The sequence below is a fragment of the Novosphingobium decolorationis genome (genome assembly GCF_018417475.1).
Taxonomy (GTDB): Bacteria; Pseudomonadota; Alphaproteobacteria; order Sphingomonadales; family Sphingomonadaceae; genus Novosphingobium; species Novosphingobium decolorationis.
Genome location: NZ_CP054856.1, coordinates 3,169,719 through 3,188,730, shown reverse-complemented (window position 1 = coordinate 3,188,730; position 19,012 = coordinate 3,169,719). Strand labels below are relative to the sequence as shown.

Genomic DNA, 19,012 nt, shown 5'->3' with positions numbered 1-19,012 from the left:
TCCAACGTGCTCCACGGCCATCGGGAAATGGCCCTGTTTACTGCCCCCCGGCCGCAGGGCTCAGCCGCGCCGCCGCGCCCTCACCGGTCGGGAGGCGGACCAGATAGGGCGTGCCATAGACATTGCCCGGCCGCTCGAAATCGGTCGAGACGATCTGGGCACCACTGCCCAGCGCGGCGTTGGCACGAGTCATATCATTGGCCCTGGCCTCGTAGGTCTCGATGTCGGAACGCGTGCGCACGAGATAGCCCTCGGCCACGGCCTTGCGGATCTCGTCCTCGCGCACGATCGCGTTGTCGTACATCAGGAAGGCGGCGTGGTCCTCGCCCGGATTGGCCCGCAGGAAGGCAACGCGCCCGGCGAGCGAGGGATGGCCTTCCAGATAGGCCGCCGCGCCCTGCGGCCCGTTGGCGGTAATCATCAGGAACATCACCTTGCCGCGCGCGCGCTCCAGGCGCGGCCAGTTTCCTGCCCGTGCCGCGGCGTTGAGCGTGGCGTGCTCCCCGCGCAGATCGTCGGGCGTGATGATCCGGGACCTGTCGAAGACCGAGAGGATCTCGGCATCGAGCGCGTCGAAGGCAGCCTTGTCGAAGGGCAGCGGCTCGGCGGAATCGGCAAAGAGCTTGCGCCCCTGGCTTTTCGCCTCGACCAGGATGAAGAGCGGGACATGGCCCTGATGGGCGTCCGACCAGTCCCGGATCTGCGCAAGGCAGGTCACGAACAGGGTGCAATGGCTGCGAAAGTCATAGTCGACGATGTGCTGCACCTTGTACCCCGGTCTGGCGAGCGCCGCTTCGTCGATGGCGAAACCCGGCGCAATGCCCTCGCGGCGCAGCGCCCGATACCCGGCGGGATCGGCATAGCGCCCACCGTCGGGGTCCGGGTTCACGTCGAGCTCCAGGCTGCGCATGCCCAGGTCCAGCTGCGTGGTGAGGTCGGGGTGCAGGTAGTTCAGGGCATCGTCGAAGGAGATCCCGTTGGGATGCTCCTCGGCCATCAGCGCGCGGCGTTCCTCGGGCAGGGCATCGAAGGCGGCCAGCATGGCCTCGAAGCGCGGGCGCATCAGTTCAACCAGGCGCCGGTCGACCGGCAGCGCATAGCTGTTGTGCGTTCCCAGGACCTGGAGATGGTTGATCGGCGTCGCGCCGGGCAGGTCCGGCGCATCGATCCGCTCGGGCGTGTCGGCCCGCGGCGCTGGCGGGGCGCCTTGCGCGCTCACCGCGAAGAGGGGGAGCGCCAGCAAGGCACTCCCCAGCACGCGGGTCCGTGTGATCCGGCCCCGCATCAGAAGTCCGCCGAGATGAAGCCGCCCAGCGTGCGCCGCGCCGATGGGGAGGTGTAGTGCAGCATCCCGACCGCACCGTAGTTCTGGAAACCCGTCGAGTAGTAGGTGTCGAACAGGTTGCGGGCATAGGCGCCGAACCGGATGTTGCTGTCGGGCAGCGTGAAGGTCACGCGCGCGTTGACCAGGCCATAGCCATCGACATGCGAGTAGTCGGGCTGGCCGGTGACGGTCCAGTACTCGCTGCGCCAGGCGTAGTCCACGTGAGCACGAGCGCCCAGGCCCGAGGCGAAGGTGTGCTCGTAATCGGCCGAAACCATGCTGGAGAACTTGGGCGAATTGGTGAGCGCGGTGTCGGTGTAGTCGGTCGTCTCGTTGTAGACGTAGTCGGTGAACTCGCCATCGGTGTAGGTGAACGAGCCATTGAGGGTCAGCCCAGGCACCGGCACCAGCGCGATCACGCCTTCCACGCCCTTGGTGCGCAAGGCCCCCGCATTGCCAATCGTGGTCGCCTGCAGTTCACCGCCCTGCCCGTCGGGAATGGTGGTCAGGATGGTCGTCTGGAAATCCTTGAAGTTCGAAAGGAAGACATCGAGGTTTACGCGCAGGCGGCGATCCCACCATTCGGACTTGATGCCCGCTTCCCAGGCCTTCACGGTTTCCTTGCGGTAGGGGCTGTAGTCGTTGCCGACAAAGGCGATGCCCGCCGGCTTGTACCCGGTCGAGTACGTGGCGTAGAGCATGACGTCGTCGCTCAGGTGGAAGGTCGGCGCGATGCGGTAGGAGAAGTTCCCTCCCGTGACCTTGCCATCGGGATAGACAGGCGCCGGGCTCGTGCCCGCGAACGTCGGATTGTAGCCGGTGATCGGCTCGGGATCGAGCCAGATGAAGTCCAGGCTCTGCGAATTCCAGTCGTGGGTATAACGCCCGCCCAGCGCCAGGTTGAAACGATCGGTGAAGTTGAAGGTGACCTGCCCGAAGGCCGCCGCGGTCTCGTTCGTGGAATCGAACAGCGAGGTATTGGCGTCGGCCACCCCTGCCGCGCCCGTGATCGCGTAGAGCAGCGGAGCAATGGGAGCGCCGCTCGCATCGTAGACAGGCGCGCCCAGCGTCGCCCACTGCAGCTGGGTCTGCTGCGCGTTCAGCTTGTTGTAGAAGGCCCCCACGACATATTCCACGAACCCGCCGGTGGGCGAGGCCAGCTGGAATTCCTGGCTGAACTTGTTGGTATCCAGTTCGCCCAGGTTGAAGGGAACGTACGCGTACTGGTCAAGCGGGAGCAGGTTTACAGGCGTCGAATTGTCGTAGGCGGTTTCGCGATAGGCCGTGATCGACTTCAGTTGATGCTCGCCAAGGCCCAGGTTTACCTCCAGCGAGCCGCCGTATTCGCGCGTGGTGATCTCGCCAAAGCTGCCATCGGCGGTGTCAGCGCTACGGCCATCGGGAAACACGCCCAGTTCGGCGAGCATCTGCGCGACGTTCTCGGGCTGGTTGCCCGCGGGCGTGCGCACGCTGGAATCCCAGTGGCGGGCAAAGTCGGCGCGCGCGATGAACTCCAGGTCCGGCCCGGCATCGACCAGCAGGCGCGCACGGCCACCGTATTCGTGGGTCGAACCGATGGTCCGGTCGAGCGTGACGTTGCGCCCGAACCCGTCCTGAGCCTGATCGAAGCCCGACACACGCAGGGCGACGTCGCGCCCCAGCGGCACGTTGAGGGTTGCGTTGAGAATGCGCTCGTCATGTTCGCCATAGCTGCCGCTGGCCGACAGCGAGGTGACGCCCAGTTCGGGCTTGCGAGTCGTCACCGAGATCACGCCCGAGGTCGCGTTCTTGCCGAACAGGGTGCCCTGCGGCCCCATCAGCACGTCGATGCGCTCCATGTCGGTGATGCCGATGAGGCCATTGGCCCGCTGGCCGTCCATCACGACACCATCGACCACGACACTGACCGACTTGGCGTTCGAGAAGTCGAAGGAGCGGCTGCCCACGCCGCGGATCTGGAAGGCCGCGCCCTGGGTGGGATCGTACTGTACCCCGGGGACCATGTACTGGATATCGGTGAAGTCGGTGTAGCCGGTCTGCGCCAGAGCATCGGCATCGACCGACTTGATGGCGAGCGGCACATCCTGGCTGTTTTCCACGCGGCGCTGCGCGGTCACGGTGATTTCATGGAGCTGGCCGGGCGCGGCCACGGTGTCCTCGGCCAGTTCACCGGCGGCAGCCATGGCGGGCAGCGAAGAGACAAGGGCGCTCCCAGTCAAGAGCACCGTAGCAAGACGGAGAGGCAATCTGGTGGAATCAAAGGCGTGCATATCGGGCGTCCCTGTTGTGCGTCAGGAGCGCCCGATAGGAGTGGGCCATTGCCGTTTTAAGACATTCGTTCTGTCAAATATTCGGCATATAATTCGCAATTAGCACACTCGTTCGGCCTAATCGCGGGCCAGTTCGCGCAGCCGTTCCGGAAATGCGGTGCTGTCCAGTGGCTGCCCCTCATCGCCCAGAGCAATAGCCTCTCCGATCAGCGCCATGGTGAACGCCTGGCTGCGTGCGCGATCCCCCTCGCCATCAATCAGAGGGGCAACCTGCGCGTGGACATTTTCCGCGCGCCTTCGCCGCATGTCGATCGCAAAGGGCGTGAGGCGCGGATCGCGCAGGGCGCCGAGCGCCATCTCATGGGTCAGCAGCAGCACCTGGCGTCCTGCGCGCGCATCGCCGGGCTGCCCCAGCGACGCGCGCATGCGCCGGTACAGTTCCTCCACACCGCCCAGCACCAGGTCACGATGCGAGAGAAAATGGTGCGTCAGCGTGGAGAGAGGCACCCCGGCCGATGTCGCGATCTGGCGAAACGAGATCGCTTCCACTCCTTCGCGGGCCATGGCGTCGGCGATCTGCCCTGCCAGCACCGCCTTGGTGCCCTTGATCTCGCTCGCCCCCTCCAGCGCCGCCTGCGCCGGACCGGCCAGTTGCGCGACGAGGTGGAGATGCCAGGCGCTCACCGCGCTGCGAGCGTGCGCCCCGGCAGGACGCAGCAGCGCCCGCAAGGTGGACTGGCGCAGAAGCCGGTAGTCGCGGCTCTGCCCCAGAAGGACACTGAAGACACGCTCATCCACGCCATAGCACGCGATGCGGTGCACCAGCCCCCGGGCCTCGGGACAGTCCTCGAACAGGCCTTGCCAGAACCCCTGGTCGTGCGCCCACAACCGCGCGCGCAGCGGCCCAAGAGCCGGATCGCGATGGGCCTGGATATAGATCTCGGCCATGACGATTGCCGAAACGCGCCCGTCCTGTGACACCTCGTCAAGGACCTGCGTGACGATATCGGTCACGCTGGCAGGGTCCAGTTCCGGGCAGGAGGCCAGCTGCGTGCGCCACTGGTCACGCCGCGCGTCGATGATCTCGCATTCCCGCGCGACGACAGCCTCCAGCAAAGCCGCCTTGTCCCCGATCTGGTAGCGGATCTTGCCGACAGACATCGCCGCCTCTCGCGCAACGAGACGCAGACTGAAATGGTACAGTCCTTCGCGCGCCAGAACATTTCGTGCCGCATCAAGGATTTCGTCGCGATCCCGGGCCTTGGTCGAGGAGCTTGTCATCGCGGTTACGGATAGTGCGATCCTGCAATTTTCCAAGCCGGGACTTTGCCTGTCGTGGTCCGCTGGTGTCGGCCCTGACGGTGGCGGCGAGCGCAACGCAGCGGGCAACGATTGACGCTGGCGCACGCTTTTCCTAAGCGCGGAACATCATCAACCCACGGGGTGTCCTGGCGCTGTCAGGGCTGAGAGGCGGATCACGGCGCATTCCCGCGCAAAGTCTGCAAACCCGCGAACCTGATCCGGTTCATGCCGGCGGAGGAATAGGGACCATGCGACAACGCGCCGCACGTCACGCCACACGTACGTCTACCATCTTCACATTCCTGGGCGCTGGCCTTTGCCTTGGCACACCCACCCTTGCCCATGCCGAGGAGGCCGCGGGCGAGGCCCCCATCGTCGTTACCGCGCGCGGCCGCCCCGAGGCGCAGATCGCGGTGCCCGACACCATCACGGTCTACACGCAGGACGACATCGCCCGGCGCAAGCTGACCACGATAGACGACTTCATCGCCGCAACGCCGGGCGTATTCCTGATCAACGACCAGGACCCGGGCACAAACATGATCTCAGTGCGCGGGGTATCGACCAACCGCAACCAGTCGCCCTCCATCGCCTACGTCGTGGACGGGCTCGCGCTCGCCGATTCCGAGCTCTTCACCCTGCGCACTTACGACGTCGCGCGCGTCGAGATCCTGAAAGGGCCGCAGGGAGCACTGTTCGGGCGTTCGGCCTCGGGCGGCGCGGTGGACATTGCCACCAACGACCCCACCGACGAGGCAGGCGGCATGGCCTCGCTCGGCATGGGCAACGGCTTCACCTGGACTGCGGACGGCGTCGTCAACGCGCCGGTGTCGGAGCGCGTGCAGCTGCGTCTGGCGGGCTCCTACCGCAATTCCGACGGCTTCATCCGCAACAGCTACCTCGACAGGAAGGTCGACGGCTTCACCAGCCGCAACCTGCGCCTGAAGGCAAAGATCCAGACCTCCGAGACCAGCACCCTCAACCTGCGCCTCGCCTGGGCCGACGAGGATGGCGGCGCGGCCTATATCTCGTCCGAGAATGTCACGGGGCGCAACGGCGGGCGCCTCTCCGGCGCGATCCTGACCGATCCGCAGGGCGACTTCGAGGGCCGCTTCGCGCGCAAATGGTGGGGCGCGCAGGCAACCTTCGCGCAGGACCTGGGCGATACGCTCCAGCTCACCTGGTCGGGCGGCTACGACAACTACCACAAGGACTTCAGCGAAGAGCTGGACTTCCGCCACGATACGCCCGTCACACTGGACGGCGTTGCGCTGTTCCCGGACGGCATCCAGCCCATATCGCAGCCGGTCGACATCGAGGCCTGGACCAGCGAACTGCGCCTGACCTCGCAAGGGAGCGGCCCGCTGCGCTGGCACGCAGGCGTGTTCTTCCAGCGTCTCGAACGTGACCGCACCGACGATCTGGGCCCGCTGCTGTTCGGCGCCGAGCCGCAGCGCGCCGAAACCCGGAGCAACCAGATCGGCCTCTTCGCGCAGGCGAGCTACGACGTGCTGCCCACGCTGGAGGCAACGCTGGGCCTGCGCTACGACCGCGACCGGCGCAAGGAAGACACGATCGGCACGGACACCGCCACCACCTACGCCCGCCGCGCGCAGACTTTCGACAAGTGGCAACCCAAGCTCTCGCTCGCCTGGCGCCCGAGCAAGGATTTCACCGCCTATGTCACGGGTAGCGTCGGCTTCAAGGCGGGCGGCTTCAACCCCCTTCCCGGCCCCTCGGACATCTGGACCGCGAACTTTGCCGCCGAAACCGTCAAGTCGCTGGAAGCGGGTATCAAGGGCCAGCTTGCCGAAGGGCGCGTGCGCCTTTCCCTCGCAGGCTTCGTGACCGACTACAGCAACTTCCAGAATACCGTGTTCCTGGGCAATTCGGTCGTGCTCTCGGTACCCAAGGTCAATGTCCACGGGTTGGAAGCCTCCGCGCAGGCGGACCTGGGACAAGGCTTCCGCCTCGATGGTGGCGCGGCCTGGACGCACAGCCGCACCGGCACCTACATCACCCCCAACCCCACGCCGGAACCGGGCGAGCCTGACCTGGTGGATCTCACCGGCAAGCGCACCCCCAACGCGCCCGACTGGACGCTGAACGGCGGCATCGGCTGGGAAGGAGAGGCAGGGCCTGCCAAGCTCGACGCGCGCCTCAGCGTTGCCTACGTCTCGCGCGTGGACTTCGAGATCGACAACATCCTGCACACCCCCGGCTACGCCTCGGTGGACGGGCGGCTCGGCATTGAGCTCGGCGCGTGGAACCTGGAAGTCTGGGCCAAGAACCTCTTCGACACGCGCTGGGCGATTTCCGCCTTCGGCCAGCAGCAGTTGCCGCTGCTCCTCGGCCTTGGCCCCAACGGTCCGTTCGACAGCTTCACCATCAACACCGGCCGCCAGTTCGGCGTCGGCGCCACCCACCGTTTCTGAAGGAAGGCACCCCCATGAGCTTTTGCGACACGATCTGGCAGGACGTTGCCCCGCTGCGCCGCGCGATCCTGGACCAGCCTTTCCTCGCCGAGCTTGCCGACGGCTCGCTCGCGCCGGAAAGCTTCCGGCACTACATGCTGCAGGACAGCCTCTACCTTGCCGAATATGCGCGCGCCTTGGCCATTGCGTCGGCCCGCGCGCCCACGGCGAGCGCCCGGCTGGAATTTTCCGACGGCGCCAAGGTCGCGGTGCAGGTGGAGCAGGCGCTGCACCAGGCCTTCTTTGCCAAGTTCGGCGTCACGCCCGAAATGGCGCGCAAGGCCGAGCCCACCCCCGTATGCCTTGGCTACACCAGCTATCTCACCGGCCTTGCTGCAACGCGCAGCTATGAGGAACTGATCGCGGGCATCCTGCCCTGCTTCTGGGTCTACTGGGAGGTCGGCTGCGACATCAAGCCGCGCGCCGCCTCGCCCAACCCTTATGCCGCCTGGATCGACACTTATGCCGATCCCGGCTTCGGCGAAGCCACGGCGCGGGTGCGCGCGCTGGTGGACGAGGCCGCTGCCAATGCCACCCCCGCGATCCGCGCCGCGATGGAAACGGCCTTCCGTAACGCTACGCGCTATGAGTGGATGTTCTGGGATTCGGCCTACCGGCGCGAGACTTGGCCGATCTGAGCCTCGCGCCCGATCGGCCAGACATCAGGACGGGACGACACGCAAGTGCCTACCAGCTGACGCCGATCTTCCCGAAATGGGCACCGCTTTCCTCGTAGCGGAAGGCTTCGGCGAGGTCCGCGAGCGCAAAGCGACGGTCGACATGGGGCTTGATCCCCATGACCTCGATGGCGCGCACGAAATCGACCTGCTCACGCCGGCTGCCGACGATGACGCCGTGCAGCCGCACCTGCTTGGCCATCAGAAGGGCGGTCGGCACCTCGCCGCCCGTACCGGTGAGCACGCCGATGAGGGTGATGTGGCCACCAATGCGCACCGCCTGGAGCGACTGCGCCAGCGTGGCAGGGCCGCCGACCTCGACCACGTGGTCGACCCCGCGCCCGCCTGTCCAGGCAAGGACCGCCTCGCCCCATTCGGGCTCGCTGCGGTAGTTGATCGTGTGATCCGCGCCCATCGCGCGCAGCTTTTCCAGCTTCGCATCCGAGGACGAGGTCGCCACGACGCGCGCGCCCATCGCCTTGGCGATCTGCAAGGCCCAGATCGAGACGCCGCCCGTGCCCATGACCAGCACCGTGTCGCCCGCCTTGAGGCCCCCTTCGACAATCAGCGCGCGCCATGCGGTGAGACCCGCCGTGGTGATCGTGGCGGCTTCCACGAAATCAAGACCCTCGGGCATGTGCGTGAAGGCCGTCGCGGGGCGCACGACCAGCTCCTGCGCGAACCCGTCGATGCCGTCTCCGGGGACGCGGGCAAAGTCGCCCACGGCGGGCGGGCCGTCCTGCCAGTCCGGGAAGAAGCACGAGACCACGCGGTCACCTTGCACGAACGCGTCCACGCCCTCGCCCACCGCCTCGACGATGCCCGCACCATCGGCGAGAGGGATGCGCCCATCCTCGGCCGGCGTCGCGCCCGAACAGACGAGGTAGTCATGGTAGTTCAGTGATCCGCCATGCAGGCGCACGCGGATCTCTCCTGGGCCGGGCTGGCCGGGATCGGGAAGGTCGACGCATTCCAGCGTGTCGAGGCCGCCGGGTGCCTTGATTTGAATGGCTTGCATGGATCGTTCTCCTGTTTGGCTCGCCCGATCAGGTAGGTATCGCAGCCTCGGCTTCAATGCGGGCACGGTGGAGTGCCCCCACGCTTCGATGCGGCGCCAGCGCTCAGGCGCGCGCCCGGCTCCCCGGCGTAAAGCCCGAACCGGGCAGCTGCGCCGCAGCGGCCAGGGCATCGATCACGATGCGCAAGCGCGGCTGTTCATAGCGAGAGCTGGGCCAGACGAGGTGGATTGGCATCTCGGCCCCGGCACATTCCTCCAGCACCGGCACGAGCGCGCCCGAGGCAAGCTCCTTCTCGATCAGCCAGTCGGGCAGCTGGGCCAGGCCTTCCCCTGCCAGCGCGGCGGCGAGAATGGCCTCGCCGTCGCTGAATTCGTGGCGGACCTTCACTTCCTGGGCCACCTCACCCCCGGCCTTGTCCTTCAGGAGCCAGACAGGGCGGGGCACCCTGCGCCACCCGATGATGCAATCGCGCTGCGTCAGTTCCTCAGGGCTCCTCGGCGCGCCATGGCGGGCCAGATAGTCCGGCGAGGCGCAGATCAGCAGGCGCTGCGTGCCCAGCCGCCGTGCGGTCAGGTCCGCATCGTTGCCGAGCGTGCCAATGCGCACGGCCAGATCGATCCCCTCCTCGATGACGTTGGCCGTGCGCTCGGTGAACATGACCGAGAGGTCCAGATGGCGGTACTGCGCCGTGAGCTCCAGCAGGATCGGCATCACGTGCCTGCGCCCGAAGGCTGCGGGCAGGTTGAGGTGAAGCGTACCCACCGGCGTGTCGCGGCCCGAGGCCATCGCCAGCTCGGTCCCGTCCAGATCGTCGAGAATCCGCTGGCACGCATCGAGATAGACCTGCCCTTCCCCCGTCAGGGTCAGCCGCCGCGTCGTGCGGTGCAGGAGCTTGGTTCCCAGCCGCGCCTCCAGCCGGGTCACGCTCTTGCCCACGGCCGAGCCGGTGACGCCCAGCTCGCGCGCGGCCGCCGCAAAGCTTCCCAGGCGCACGGTCGCAACGAATTCGGTCAATCCGGCAAAGCGATCCTGCACATCCATTCCGGAACTGTGGGATCGAGTGAATGGAATGGCAAGGGGATTATTCTCCCGGAATTCCACTCTAGATAGAGCCCAACGCTTCGCTCCCTTTCCTCCCCCCCGCATTTTTCAGGATTCCCATGACCAAGCTTTTCGAGCCCTTCGACCTCTCCGGCCTCACGCTGCGCAACCGTGTCGTCATGGCGCCGATGACCCGGGCCCGGGCGTTCGACACCGTGCCCGATGACCTCACCGTGGAATACTACAGCCAGCGCGCGGGCGCGGGCCTCATCATCAGCGAAGGCGCGCCTGTTTCACTGGAAGGCTGCGGATACCTCTTCAACCCCGGCCTCTACACGGCCGAGCAGGCCGCAGGCTGGCGCCGCGTGACCGACGCCGTCCACGCCAAGGGCGGGCGCATGTTCGCCCAGCTCTGGCACGTGGGCCGGGTCTCGCACACCTCGATCCTGGGCGAAGGGCAATCGCCTGTCTCGTCCTCGGCCACGGTGGGCGAAAACGTCTGGGCCTTCGGGCGTGACGAGGATGGCGTCGCCAAGAGCCTGGCCGCAAGCCCGCCGCGCGCGCTGGAAACCGAAGAGGTCGTGCGCATCACGCAGGACTTCGTGCGCGCCGCACGCACGGCCATCGACGCCGGTTTCGACGGGGTCGAGCTGCACGGCGCCAACGGCTATCTCTTCGAACAGTTCGTCAACGGCGCGCTCAACCAGCGTGAGGACCGCTACGGCGGCTCGATCGAGAACCGCCTGCGCTTCCTGCTCGAGACGCTCGATGCGATCAGCGCCGAGATCGGCAGCAACCGTGTCGGCGTGCGCGTCTCCCCGTTCGGCCGCCTCTTCGGCATGGAGCCCTACGCCGACGAGGCCGAGACCTGGGTCACACTCGCCGCCGAGTTCGAGACGCGCAGCCTCGCCTATGTGCACCTCAGCGACCAGCTGACGATCGGCGCGGAAAAGATGCCCGAGACCTTCGCCCGCGATTTCCGCACCACCTACACCGGCACACTGATTGCTGCGGGCGGCTTCGAGAAGGACAGCGCCGAGGCGGCGCTGCAGTCGGGCGAGCTTGACCTTGTCGCCTTCGGCCGCCCGTTCATCGCCAACCCCGACCTGGTCGAGCGCATGCGCGCCGGCCACCCGATCCACCCCGCCGACCGCGCCACCTGGTACGGGGACCTCGGCGCACGTGGCTACACCGATTACCCCACCTGGGACGAAGAGGAGGCCGCTGATAATGGCTGAACCGCGCACCGATCACGAAGAGGCCAGCGACACCGCGTCGCTGCGCCTCAGCCTGCTGGACTACGCGCCGGTCGATGAAGGCGAGACGCCGACGGATGCCTTTGGCGCCTCGCTGCGGCTGGCCCAGCTGGCCGAGCAGGAAGGCTTCCACCGCTACTGGGTGTCCGAGCACCACGGGATCTCGGCAACCGCCAGCAACTCGCCCGAGATCCTGATGGCGCATGTCGCCTCGGGCACCTCGCGCATCCGCGTCGGCTCGGGCGGGGTGCTGCTTCCCAATTACAGCAGCCTCAAGATCGCGGAGAACTACCAGCTTCTTGAAGCGCTGTTCCCCGGCCGCATCGATCTGGGCTTTGGCCGCGCGCCGGGCGGGGACCAGCGCATCAGCGGCGCGCTCAACGACGAGAAGGCGCGCCCGCTTCCCTACCCGCAGAAGGTGTCTGACCTGCTCGGCTTCGTGACGGGTTCGCATCCGGCCGGATCGCACTATGCGGGCCTGCAGGCGCGGCCCGAAACACCTACCCCGCCCCAGCCGTTCGTGCTGGGGGCCTCGGGTTCGACCGCGCAGATCGCGGCCGAGGCGGGCCTTGGCTTCACCTTCGCGCACTTCATCAATCCCACGCGCCGCGGAGCGGATGCCAGCAAGGTCTACCGCGAGGCCTTCCGCCCCTCCCACTTCGCCGCGCGACCGCAGGTCATCGTGGCGGTCTTCGTGGCCGTGGGCGATACCGAGGAGGAGGCCGCCGCGTATGCCGACGCGTTCCACCTGTGGCTTACCCACGCCGAGAGCCACACGCAGTTCGACCGCGTGCCCTCGCTGGAGACGAGCGCGGCCCACGTCTGGACGCCCGAACAGCTCGCGACGCGCGCGCGCAACGAAGGCCGCCTGATCTCGGGCACGGCCGCGCAGGTCCTCACCCAGCTGCGTACCCTTGGCGAAGCCTATGGCACGAACGAAGTCATGATCAACCTGATGATGCCGGGCGAGGCCGCGCGCACCAATGCCGTCAAAGCGCTGAGTGCCGCGCTGCGGGCGTAAGGGCCGCGCCACGCATTCCCCCGATGAAGGAGGCCGACATGAACGCCACCCCCACCTCCCAGCGCCATCATATCGCGCTCTATCTCGCCCACCGGTGGTTCGCCTTCTTCGAGGCCCCCGGTGGCGACCTCGAAGCGCACCTTGGTATCTTCCATCCGCAGGTCCGTCTGTCGGGCCACCGCGGGCAGCGCCTCTTTGCGCAGGATCACGAAACCCTGCGCGCATGGTTCGCTGCGGTTCCGGACGAAGTCAGCTCGCACCATATCCTCCACTCGGTCTACGAGGACCTTGCCCCGGATAGTGGACGCCTCGCGTTCCTTGTCGCCTACCAGGCACCGGGCGCGGATGACGCGGTGCACGGCTCGATCATCAGCTACGAAACGCAGGTCGCGTTCGGCGGCGAGCCCCGGTTCCTGGCCCTCGACAAGACGCCGACGCTGCCGAACACCCGGCCCACCTTCGAACCGTCCTGGGCGACCAACCGCGTGCTCGCGCGCCTGCATCACGAACTGGGCGGCCTTGGCGAGGCCGGTGATGCGAACGGTCAGGTCGTGCGCTCGGCCATGGGGGGCAACGTCCATGCCCTGTCCGTCCTGACGAACGCCCCGGACGGAAGCCCGTCTTACGAAGCGCTGGCCTCCTGGGTCGGCGGCACTCCCTGCGCGCCATCATCGCTCCGCCTCGCCGTGCGTGACGATGTGCGCGCGCCTCTCCCCACGATCCAGCCCCTCGGGCCAGCCTGAGCCCCACCAGAAGGTCCACAAAACCATGCACGACAAGATCCAAGCGCTGCTCGACAAGGACGAAATCCGCGACCTGCGCATCCGCTATTCCCACCTGCTCGACGGCAACCGGATCGACGAACTCGACACGGTGTTCGCCAAGGATGCCGTGGTCGAGGTGACGGTCGGCCGGATGGAAGGGCTGGATGCGATCAAGGCCGGACTGAAGGATGCCTACGCCCTGTTCGATCGCGACGGGCGGGGCCACTACCCCTTCCTGCACCCCATTGCCAACCACCTGATCGAACTGACCGGACCCGACACGGCGCAAGGGACCTGCTATCTCGTCGACTTCGAGACCGCCTCCAAGGACGACCCCAACCCCCTTCTGCTGCTGGGCCTCTACGCGGACGAATACCGTCGCATCGAGGGTGCCTGGCGCATTACCCGCAGCCGCCTCGATGTCGTCTGGCCAACCTCCCAAGCTCCGGAAGAGAGCAACGGCCCGGCGTAAACTCCGCCCCCGATACCGGTTTTCGACCTCGCGCCTCCTCCCCCCCTCCCGACGCGGCGGAGACCGGTATCGGCTTTCTCTTGTGAACACGGCGCAAGCCCTGTCCCCACGAAAGCGGCGCGCACGAGCGCCCAGAATGTGCTACACTTCAAAGAAAACGGCCGGGCCGCAAAAATATCCATCGAGTAGTTATAGTTAAAACTGCCTTGGGAGATATTTCGCGATGCCAGATGCAGCCAGGCAAAGCGGCGGATGCCCATTCATGGCCCGCCACGACCAGACCCCCGAGATGGTGTCGGACGATCCGCTCGCACACATCAACGCCGGAAACTTCGCGCGCGCCATCGCGATCTACCGCGCCCGGGACACAGACGGCACGTTATCAGCCGAGGACTGCGCGCTGGCCGCCCACGCCCTGCGCAACACCGGGGAATTTGGCCAGGCGGCGGACTGGTTCCAGAAGGCCCTAGGCATGGCCCCTGAGCATCGTTTCGCCGCATCCTGGCGCGCGCAGGTCGAGGCCAACCGGATCGATGAACGCAGCGGCGCCGGGATCCTGCGGCCCAGCACGCTTACCGAAAGCTACCTGCGCACCAATCCCGAAGACACCTACCGTGACAGCCCCTTCAGCTGGGTCCTGTGCACCGACTTCCAGCGCCCCGGCGACTACATTCCACCGCAATCGGTGCGCGACAAGCTGCGCAACTTCAAGGATTCGCTGGTTTCCCTCGCGCTGGGTCCGATTGGCGAACTGGCCAACAGCGGGGCTACCCCCGGCAATGCAGGGCGCTGGACGCAGCGCCGGCTTGGCATCATGCGCCTTGCCGCGCTGGGCGCTGCGCGCACCTGGATGGCCAGGCGCGAACGCGATCCCGATGGCGAGCATCACGATATCGTCGGGCAGCTTGCCAAGCGCAAGGACCTGCCCAAATGGGCGGATTCCGGGTTCACGCCAGATGGTGCCCATGTCTCGGACCAGTTCGGTCCTGGCGAAGGCCGCGTCGGCCAGTCCTTCGTCGACCATGGCATGCCCGAGAACTACCGACCCCGAGACCGTTCGCACGACGCCAACCTGCCCAGCGAGGCCGCCGTGGCCAGAGCCTTCGGCTACCGCAATGGCACGACACGGGAAGCCATGACCGCGAGCTTCCATGCCGCGGCCCACCTCCAGCAGCTTGTCCACGATGTCGCCCAGACCGCACCGGACAACCGGCGCAAGGACGCCATTCCCGTCGATCCCGACAGCGAACTCGCCGCGCTGGGCGTGACCCACCACTGGAGCCGGGCCGATGCGCCCAATGTCCTGCGCCCCGATGGCGAGGGCATGCACAGCACCACCGTGTGGTGGGACATGAGCCACATCTACGGCAGCGACATCGAGACGCTGGCCGCGATCCGCTCGTTTCCCGACGGCGGCAAGGTGCCCGGTGGCAAGCTCTACCTCGAAGGCATGGACGCAGCCGGGAACGGGGGGCTCTTCCTTCCCACCCACGAGGTCGAAGCGGGCGAGGAAGGGCGCGCGCGCCGCCAGATCCTGACCGGGTTCGGGCGCAACATGACCGCCCCGCTCGAAGCCGAGCACACGCTCTATGCGCGCCACCACAACTGGGTCGCCGACGTATTGAAGGAGCGCTACCCGGACTGGTCGGACAACCAGATCTTCCAGATCGCGCGGCGCGTGGTGACGATGACCTATGCCAAGATCCACACCGGCACCTGGACGCACACGCTGTTTGCCAACGAGGCGGTGGTGAACGGCCTCAACGCCAACCTGTTCGGCCGCGCCGAGCGCAAGCTTCCGCATTTCGACAAGAAGATCTACCGCCCCGAACAGGGCACCGACCCCATCGCGCACGGCATCGCGGCGGGCAAGGTCGACAAGGACAAGCCCGAGATCAAGGGCAACTTCTTCAGCAAGGCCTATCGCTTCGGCCACCAGATCTGGGTCGACCAACTCCACTGCCCGCCCATCGGCGCGAAACCCGATGCGGGCACTCGCACGGTCAATATGAAAGAACTGCGCGAGCTTGACGGGCACGAGTTCCTGCGCCGCGAAGGCCTGGGCGCGGTCTACTACTACATGATGCACACAAGGCTGGGCGCGCCCGTTGCGGGCAACACCGCGGACTTCTTCCGCGACATGGCCAGCGAAGAGGGCGTGATGAACATGCTCGAGCAGGAAATCCGCAAGGACCGGCGGCGCGGCACCCCCTCCTGGACCGACTACCAGAGGGCCCACAACATCCCGCCAAGCGAGACCTGGGAGCACCTTTTCCTCGATCCCGAAAGCCCGCAATCGCGGGCCACCATCGCCACCTTGAAGGAACTCTACCCCAATGGGATCTCCACGCTCGATGCGGTGATCGGGCTCACGCTCAACGAGCACCGGCCCGAGGGCCTTGCCATTACCAACGAGGGGTTCCAGACCTTCGTGCAGGAAGCGACCAGCCGCATCCGCAAGAACCCCTACCTCACCGAAAAGTGGCGCCCCGACGAGGTCAGTTGGACCGCGATCAACCTTGTCGAGGCGATCGACAAGGAGAAGCTGCTCTACCTCCACTGCCCCGAACTGCGCGACTGGCTGCTAAACCGCGAGACCGTGAACAGCTACGAATATGCGGGCACGAACCCGCGCGACAATCCCGAGGAACACCCCCTCGAAAGCACCGGCATCATCGTGTGGGGCGCGCAGAACATACGCGACTTTGGCCTCGGCGATGCCTGGAAGGACGCCCATTTCCACGCAGGCGTCCCCAACGACATGCTGCGGATCGAGCATGGCGAAGAGACCTATGTCGTCGATCTCACCGACCGCCAGCTGCTCGCCGATTTCGAGGGGCAAGGCCGCGTCCATGGCCGCGACGTGCTGTTCGAGGACCCGCCCGGCGTGACCCGGCGCGACCTGCTCGCAGCCGCACAGGCCATCCGGGAGGCAGCACGGTATCCCTGGCCGGGCTTCGAAGCGCCCGGACATCCCGGCTTCGTGAGCGGCTGGCAGCTCACCCAGGAGGAAGTCGACACGCTCAAGCGCTACAAGGGCGATCCTGAAGGGAACGGCGTGCAGGCGCGCCTGACCGATCTGGAAAAGCACCTTGTCCCCTTCAACCTTGCCGGGACAAGCCCGACCATCGGCTTCTCGCAGAACCTGCGCGGCTGGCGCACGCTCGAGAAGAGCGGCGCGCGGGCGCTGTTCCTCACCCTCGGCTCGATCTTCACATTCGGCGGCCTCAGGAACTTCGTGACCGGGCGCGGCATCCCGATGGACGCCATGGCCCGGCGGCGGCCCGCACAGCGCACCGGGATCTTCGATGCCCGGGGCATGATCGACGAGCCCCGGCTCGCCGAATACCTGGGCCAACTGCGCGCGATGGCCGGGGAGAGCGAGACGGGCGCAATCCCCGAAGAGGACTTCCTCGCGATGCTCGAGGCGAAAGGCGCCCTCGACAGCCTGACCCGCAAGCAGTGGGGCTCCTACTTCCGTCTGCTCGAACGCGCCGGGCGCGCGCAGGCGATCACGCCCGAAGACTTCGAGGGGCTCTACCGCAACACGCTGATCCCACGGATGTTCGAAAAACTGGAGCGCGCCTAGAGGCGCTTGCGATCCGATGGCATCGGATCAATCGAAGCGCTCGGCCCCCGTGGGTTCGATGTGCGCAACCGCGTTGCTGGCCTGCCGGAAACGGGCCAGTTCGGCATAGATCCGGCGCCGCGCGCGGTTGAGATTGCCCAGCGGACGGTGCGCGGCGATGCTGTGCCAAGGGTTGTAGGAAAGATTGCGCGCGAAGGCCATCTGCGCCGGTGTATCGAAGGTCTGGCGCGGGATGCGCAAGGTGGCCACCGGAACCCGGGGGGAGAGTTTCTCCGGCCACAGGATCCCTGCGTGCTCGATCGGCATGCGCCGCGCGTCGGTCTGCACCTGCACGGTCATCGTGAAGGCGACATCCTGGCGCGCCAGGGTGCGGGCCATGTTCTCGCGCAGATAATGGTCGGAGGGGCGGCGCGGCAGGCCCTCGACTTTCATGTCGACCTTGCCCTCGGGCAGGAAGGCGTACTGCATCGCGGTCCCCTCTCCCAGGAGATAGGGCACGCAGCTGTAGTAGGCGGTCCCCAGCGGATTGCCCTGCGTCCGGCTCCAGAGCCCCTGCATCAAAAGGTCGAGCACGTGTGGACGCGGCCCCAGAAAGTACCATAGGGGCAGCTCGCGCAGGCTCCAGGACTGCAGGCAGACGTTCTCGCGCAGCGTGGGCGTCGTGAAGGTCGGGCAACTGATCCCGGTGAGGTCCTGCGTGAAGCGCTCGTCCTCCACCAGCTTGGGGCCGGGCACGTCCATCAGCTTCACGCCGATGCTCAGCACGCCAACATCGTCGATATCGGGCGGGGTGTGCGGGCCCGGTCCCCCCAGCCGCACCCAGGCCGGGTAGCTGCGCCGGGCGGCGAAGATCCCCTTGCGCAAGGGTTCGGGCAGGTCGGCATGCACCTCCAGTTCGCCGCGCACCACGCCATGGGTCTTGGTGTTGCCGCCGCGCTCCATCTCCTGGGGCGCGAAATCCTGCGCCATGTGCTGGCGCATGTGCGCGATGACCTCCTCCAGCAGGCGCTCTTCGTCGGGGCCGACACGCTCCTGCGCCAACCCCAGATCATCACCCCTGTACCACAGCAACGCCAGCCTCTGGACCAGGACCGTACCCGGTCGCTGCAGCAATCCATCGAGCGCAGGGCGCAGCCACGGATCGACCCGACGCTCGGCACGAAGCGAATATTCCAGGAAATTGTGCAGCCAGCGCAAAGTCACGACAGCCCTCCCCGAACCATGCACGGGCATGATCAATTGTACACATTAGAGAAACGTGGCACTTTTGTCATCACACATCCATGTCGAGTCGGCCCGTAGAGACCCCCAGTGCTCTTTGCCGGGGACTACATATCCGGGAACGACTTGCGCTTCGGGGAGGCAAGATCATGACCGTGACTGTCGCGGACCTGCTCACCAAGACCGCCGAGGAACTCGACGCGCTGTTCGCAGCGGCCCCGCGCGGCGACATTCCCGATGGCGAGACCAAGGGCACGGCCATCATCGCGGCCGGCACATCCTACAGCGACGAAGTTGCCAAACTGGTCGAACTCTTCGCCTGGCAGGGCAAGGTCTTCGATGCCGAGCACGGCTTTCTGCGCAACTACATCCTGCCCTTCGGCATCAAGGCCATCGTCGCCAAGGTCTATTACGGGCAAAGCTGGATGGACCAGAAGGACAGCATCGTCATCGACTATTCGGAAACCTCGCTGGTGGCCGCACGCGTGCGCGACGAAATCCGTCTGGTCGCGCCCGGCCTCTTCCTCGGCAAGGTCTATTGGGGCGACAAGGCGCTGATGCACTTCGCACTCGAGGTCTAGG

Annotated in this window: 14 protein-coding genes and 1 riboswitch; of the genes, 8 read left to right on the top strand and 6 right to left on the bottom strand. The window is 66.6% G+C overall.

Features of this window, described 5'->3' with window-relative positions:
• Window positions 1–37: 37 nt before the first annotated feature.
• The 3 genes from HT578_RS14850 to HT578_RS14840 form a co-directional block, all read right to left on the bottom strand.
• Window positions 38–1,285, bottom strand: coding sequence for a Ca2+-dependent phosphoinositide-specific phospholipase C (locus HT578_RS14850; protein WP_213500395.1), 1,248 nt, complete (start codon window positions 1,283–1,285; stop codon window positions 38–40).
• Entirely contained in the window at window positions 1,285–3,549 is a 2,265-nt protein-coding gene (locus HT578_RS14845) for a TonB-dependent receptor (protein ID WP_239026623.1), read from the bottom strand. The genes HT578_RS14850 and HT578_RS14845 overlap by 1 nt, the downstream gene beginning before the upstream one ends.
• 162 nt (window positions 3,550–3,711) lie before the next feature.
• On the bottom strand, window positions 3,712–4,875 hold the full coding sequence (locus HT578_RS14840) for a TetR family transcriptional regulator (RefSeq protein WP_213500392.1): 1,164 nt from the start codon (window positions 4,873–4,875) through the stop codon (window positions 3,712–3,714).
• 148 nt (window positions 4,876–5,023) lie between these two features.
• Window positions 5,024–5,153, top strand: a riboswitch (TPP riboswitch).
• Here HT578_RS14840 and HT578_RS14835 point away from each other — a divergent pair.
• Window positions 5,145–7,331 (top strand): TonB-dependent receptor, encoded by a 2,187-nt coding sequence (locus tag HT578_RS14835; RefSeq protein ID WP_213500391.1) that lies wholly within the window; start codon window positions 5,145–5,147, stop codon window positions 7,329–7,331. (Overlaps the previous riboswitch by 9 nt.)
• 14 nt (window positions 7,332–7,345) lie before the next feature.
• Window positions 7,346–8,008, top strand: a complete 663-nt coding sequence (locus HT578_RS14830; protein WP_213500390.1) for a TenA family protein — start codon at window positions 7,346–7,348, stop codon at window positions 8,006–8,008.
• A gap of 49 nt (window positions 8,009–8,057) precedes the next feature.
• Here HT578_RS14830 and HT578_RS14825 read toward each other — a convergent pair whose 3' ends face one another.
• Both HT578_RS14825 and HT578_RS14820 read right to left on the bottom strand, forming a co-directional pair.
• Complete coding sequence (locus HT578_RS14825) at window positions 8,058–9,065, bottom strand: zinc-dependent alcohol dehydrogenase family protein (protein WP_213500389.1); 1,008 nt, start codon at window positions 9,063–9,065, stop codon at window positions 8,058–8,060.
• Window positions 9,066–9,168: 103 nt separating this feature from the next.
• The gene (locus HT578_RS14820) at window positions 9,169–10,080 is read right to left on the bottom strand and encodes a LysR family transcriptional regulator (RefSeq protein WP_213500387.1); all 912 of its coding nucleotides are present in this window, start codon (window positions 10,078–10,080) and stop codon (window positions 9,169–9,171) included.
• 146 nt (window positions 10,081–10,226) lie between these two features.
• Here HT578_RS14820 and HT578_RS14815 point away from each other — a divergent pair, with 146 nt between their 5' ends.
• From HT578_RS14815 to HT578_RS14795, 5 genes are all read left to right on the top strand, one after another.
• A complete protein-coding gene (locus HT578_RS14815) occupies window positions 10,227–11,345 on the top strand; it encodes an alkene reductase (protein WP_213500385.1) in 1,119 nt (372 codons plus the stop codon).
• Window positions 11,338–12,384 carry an LLM class flavin-dependent oxidoreductase gene (locus tag HT578_RS14810; RefSeq protein WP_213500383.1) on the top strand — a complete coding sequence of 349 codons (1,047 nt, stop codon included), beginning with the start codon at window positions 11,338–11,340 and terminating at the stop codon, window positions 12,382–12,384. Before HT578_RS14815 ends, HT578_RS14810 begins: the two co-directional genes overlap by 8 nt.
• A gap of 38 nt (window positions 12,385–12,422) precedes the next feature.
• A complete protein-coding gene (locus HT578_RS14805) occupies window positions 12,423–13,127 on the top strand; it encodes a hypothetical protein (protein WP_213500381.1) in 705 nt (234 codons plus the stop codon).
• Window positions 13,128–13,152: 25 nt separating this feature from the next.
• On the top strand, window positions 13,153–13,620 hold the full coding sequence (locus HT578_RS14800) for a nuclear transport factor 2 family protein (RefSeq protein ID WP_213500379.1): 468 nt from the start codon (window positions 13,153–13,155) through the stop codon (window positions 13,618–13,620).
• A 262-nt stretch (window positions 13,621–13,882) separates the two neighbouring features.
• Window positions 13,883–17,209, top strand: coding sequence for a peroxidase family protein (locus HT578_RS14795; RefSeq protein WP_213500377.1), 3,327 nt, complete (start codon window positions 13,883–13,885; stop codon window positions 17,207–17,209).
• A gap of 27 nt (window positions 17,210–17,236) precedes the next feature.
• On the opposite strand, the gene HT578_RS14790 is transcribed toward HT578_RS14795, so the two are convergent.
• A complete protein-coding gene (locus tag HT578_RS14790; protein ID WP_239026311.1) occupies window positions 17,237–18,412 on the bottom strand; it encodes a catalase family protein in 1,176 nt (391 codons plus the stop codon).
• A 167-nt stretch (window positions 18,413–18,579) separates the two neighbouring features.
• On the opposite strand from HT578_RS14790, the gene HT578_RS14785 reads away from it, so the two are divergent.
• Entirely contained in the window at window positions 18,580–19,011 is a 432-nt protein-coding gene (locus HT578_RS14785; protein ID WP_213500373.1) for a hypothetical protein, read from the top strand.
• Window position 19,012 lies beyond the last annotated feature (1 nt).

What these genes read in the sequence shown, in the direction of transcription:
- HT578_RS14850 (WP_213500395.1), bottom strand. Translation starts at nt 1,285, where the DNA reads ATGCGGGGCCGGATCACACGGACCCGCGTGCTGGGGAGTGCCTTGCTG.
- HT578_RS14835 (WP_213500391.1), top strand. Translation starts at nt 5,145, where the DNA reads ATGCGACAACGCGCCGCACGTCACGCCACACGTACGTCTACCATCTTC.
- HT578_RS14825 (WP_213500389.1), bottom strand. Translation starts at nt 9,065, where the DNA reads ATGCAAGCCATTCAAATCAAGGCACCCGGCGGCCTCGACACGCTGGAA.
- HT578_RS14815 (WP_213500385.1), top strand. Translation starts at nt 10,227, where the DNA reads ATGACCAAGCTTTTCGAGCCCTTCGACCTCTCCGGCCTCACGCTGCGC.
- HT578_RS14830 (WP_213500390.1), top strand. Translation starts at nt 7,346, where the DNA reads ATGAGCTTTTGCGACACGATCTGGCAGGACGTTGCCCCGCTGCGCCGC.
- HT578_RS14805 (WP_213500381.1), top strand. Translation starts at nt 12,423, where the DNA reads ATGAACGCCACCCCCACCTCCCAGCGCCATCATATCGCGCTCTATCTC.
- HT578_RS14810 (WP_213500383.1), top strand. Translation starts at nt 11,338, where the DNA reads ATGGCTGAACCGCGCACCGATCACGAAGAGGCCAGCGACACCGCGTCG.
- HT578_RS14800 (WP_213500379.1), top strand. Translation starts at nt 13,153, where the DNA reads ATGCACGACAAGATCCAAGCGCTGCTCGACAAGGACGAAATCCGCGAC.
- HT578_RS14795 (WP_213500377.1), top strand. Translation starts at nt 13,883, where the DNA reads ATGGCCCGCCACGACCAGACCCCCGAGATGGTGTCGGACGATCCGCTC.
- HT578_RS14840 (WP_213500392.1), bottom strand. Translation starts at nt 4,875, where the DNA reads ATGACAAGCTCCTCGACCAAGGCCCGGGATCGCGACGAAATCCTTGAT.
- HT578_RS14785 (WP_213500373.1), top strand. Translation starts at nt 18,580, where the DNA reads ATGACCGTGACTGTCGCGGACCTGCTCACCAAGACCGCCGAGGAACTC.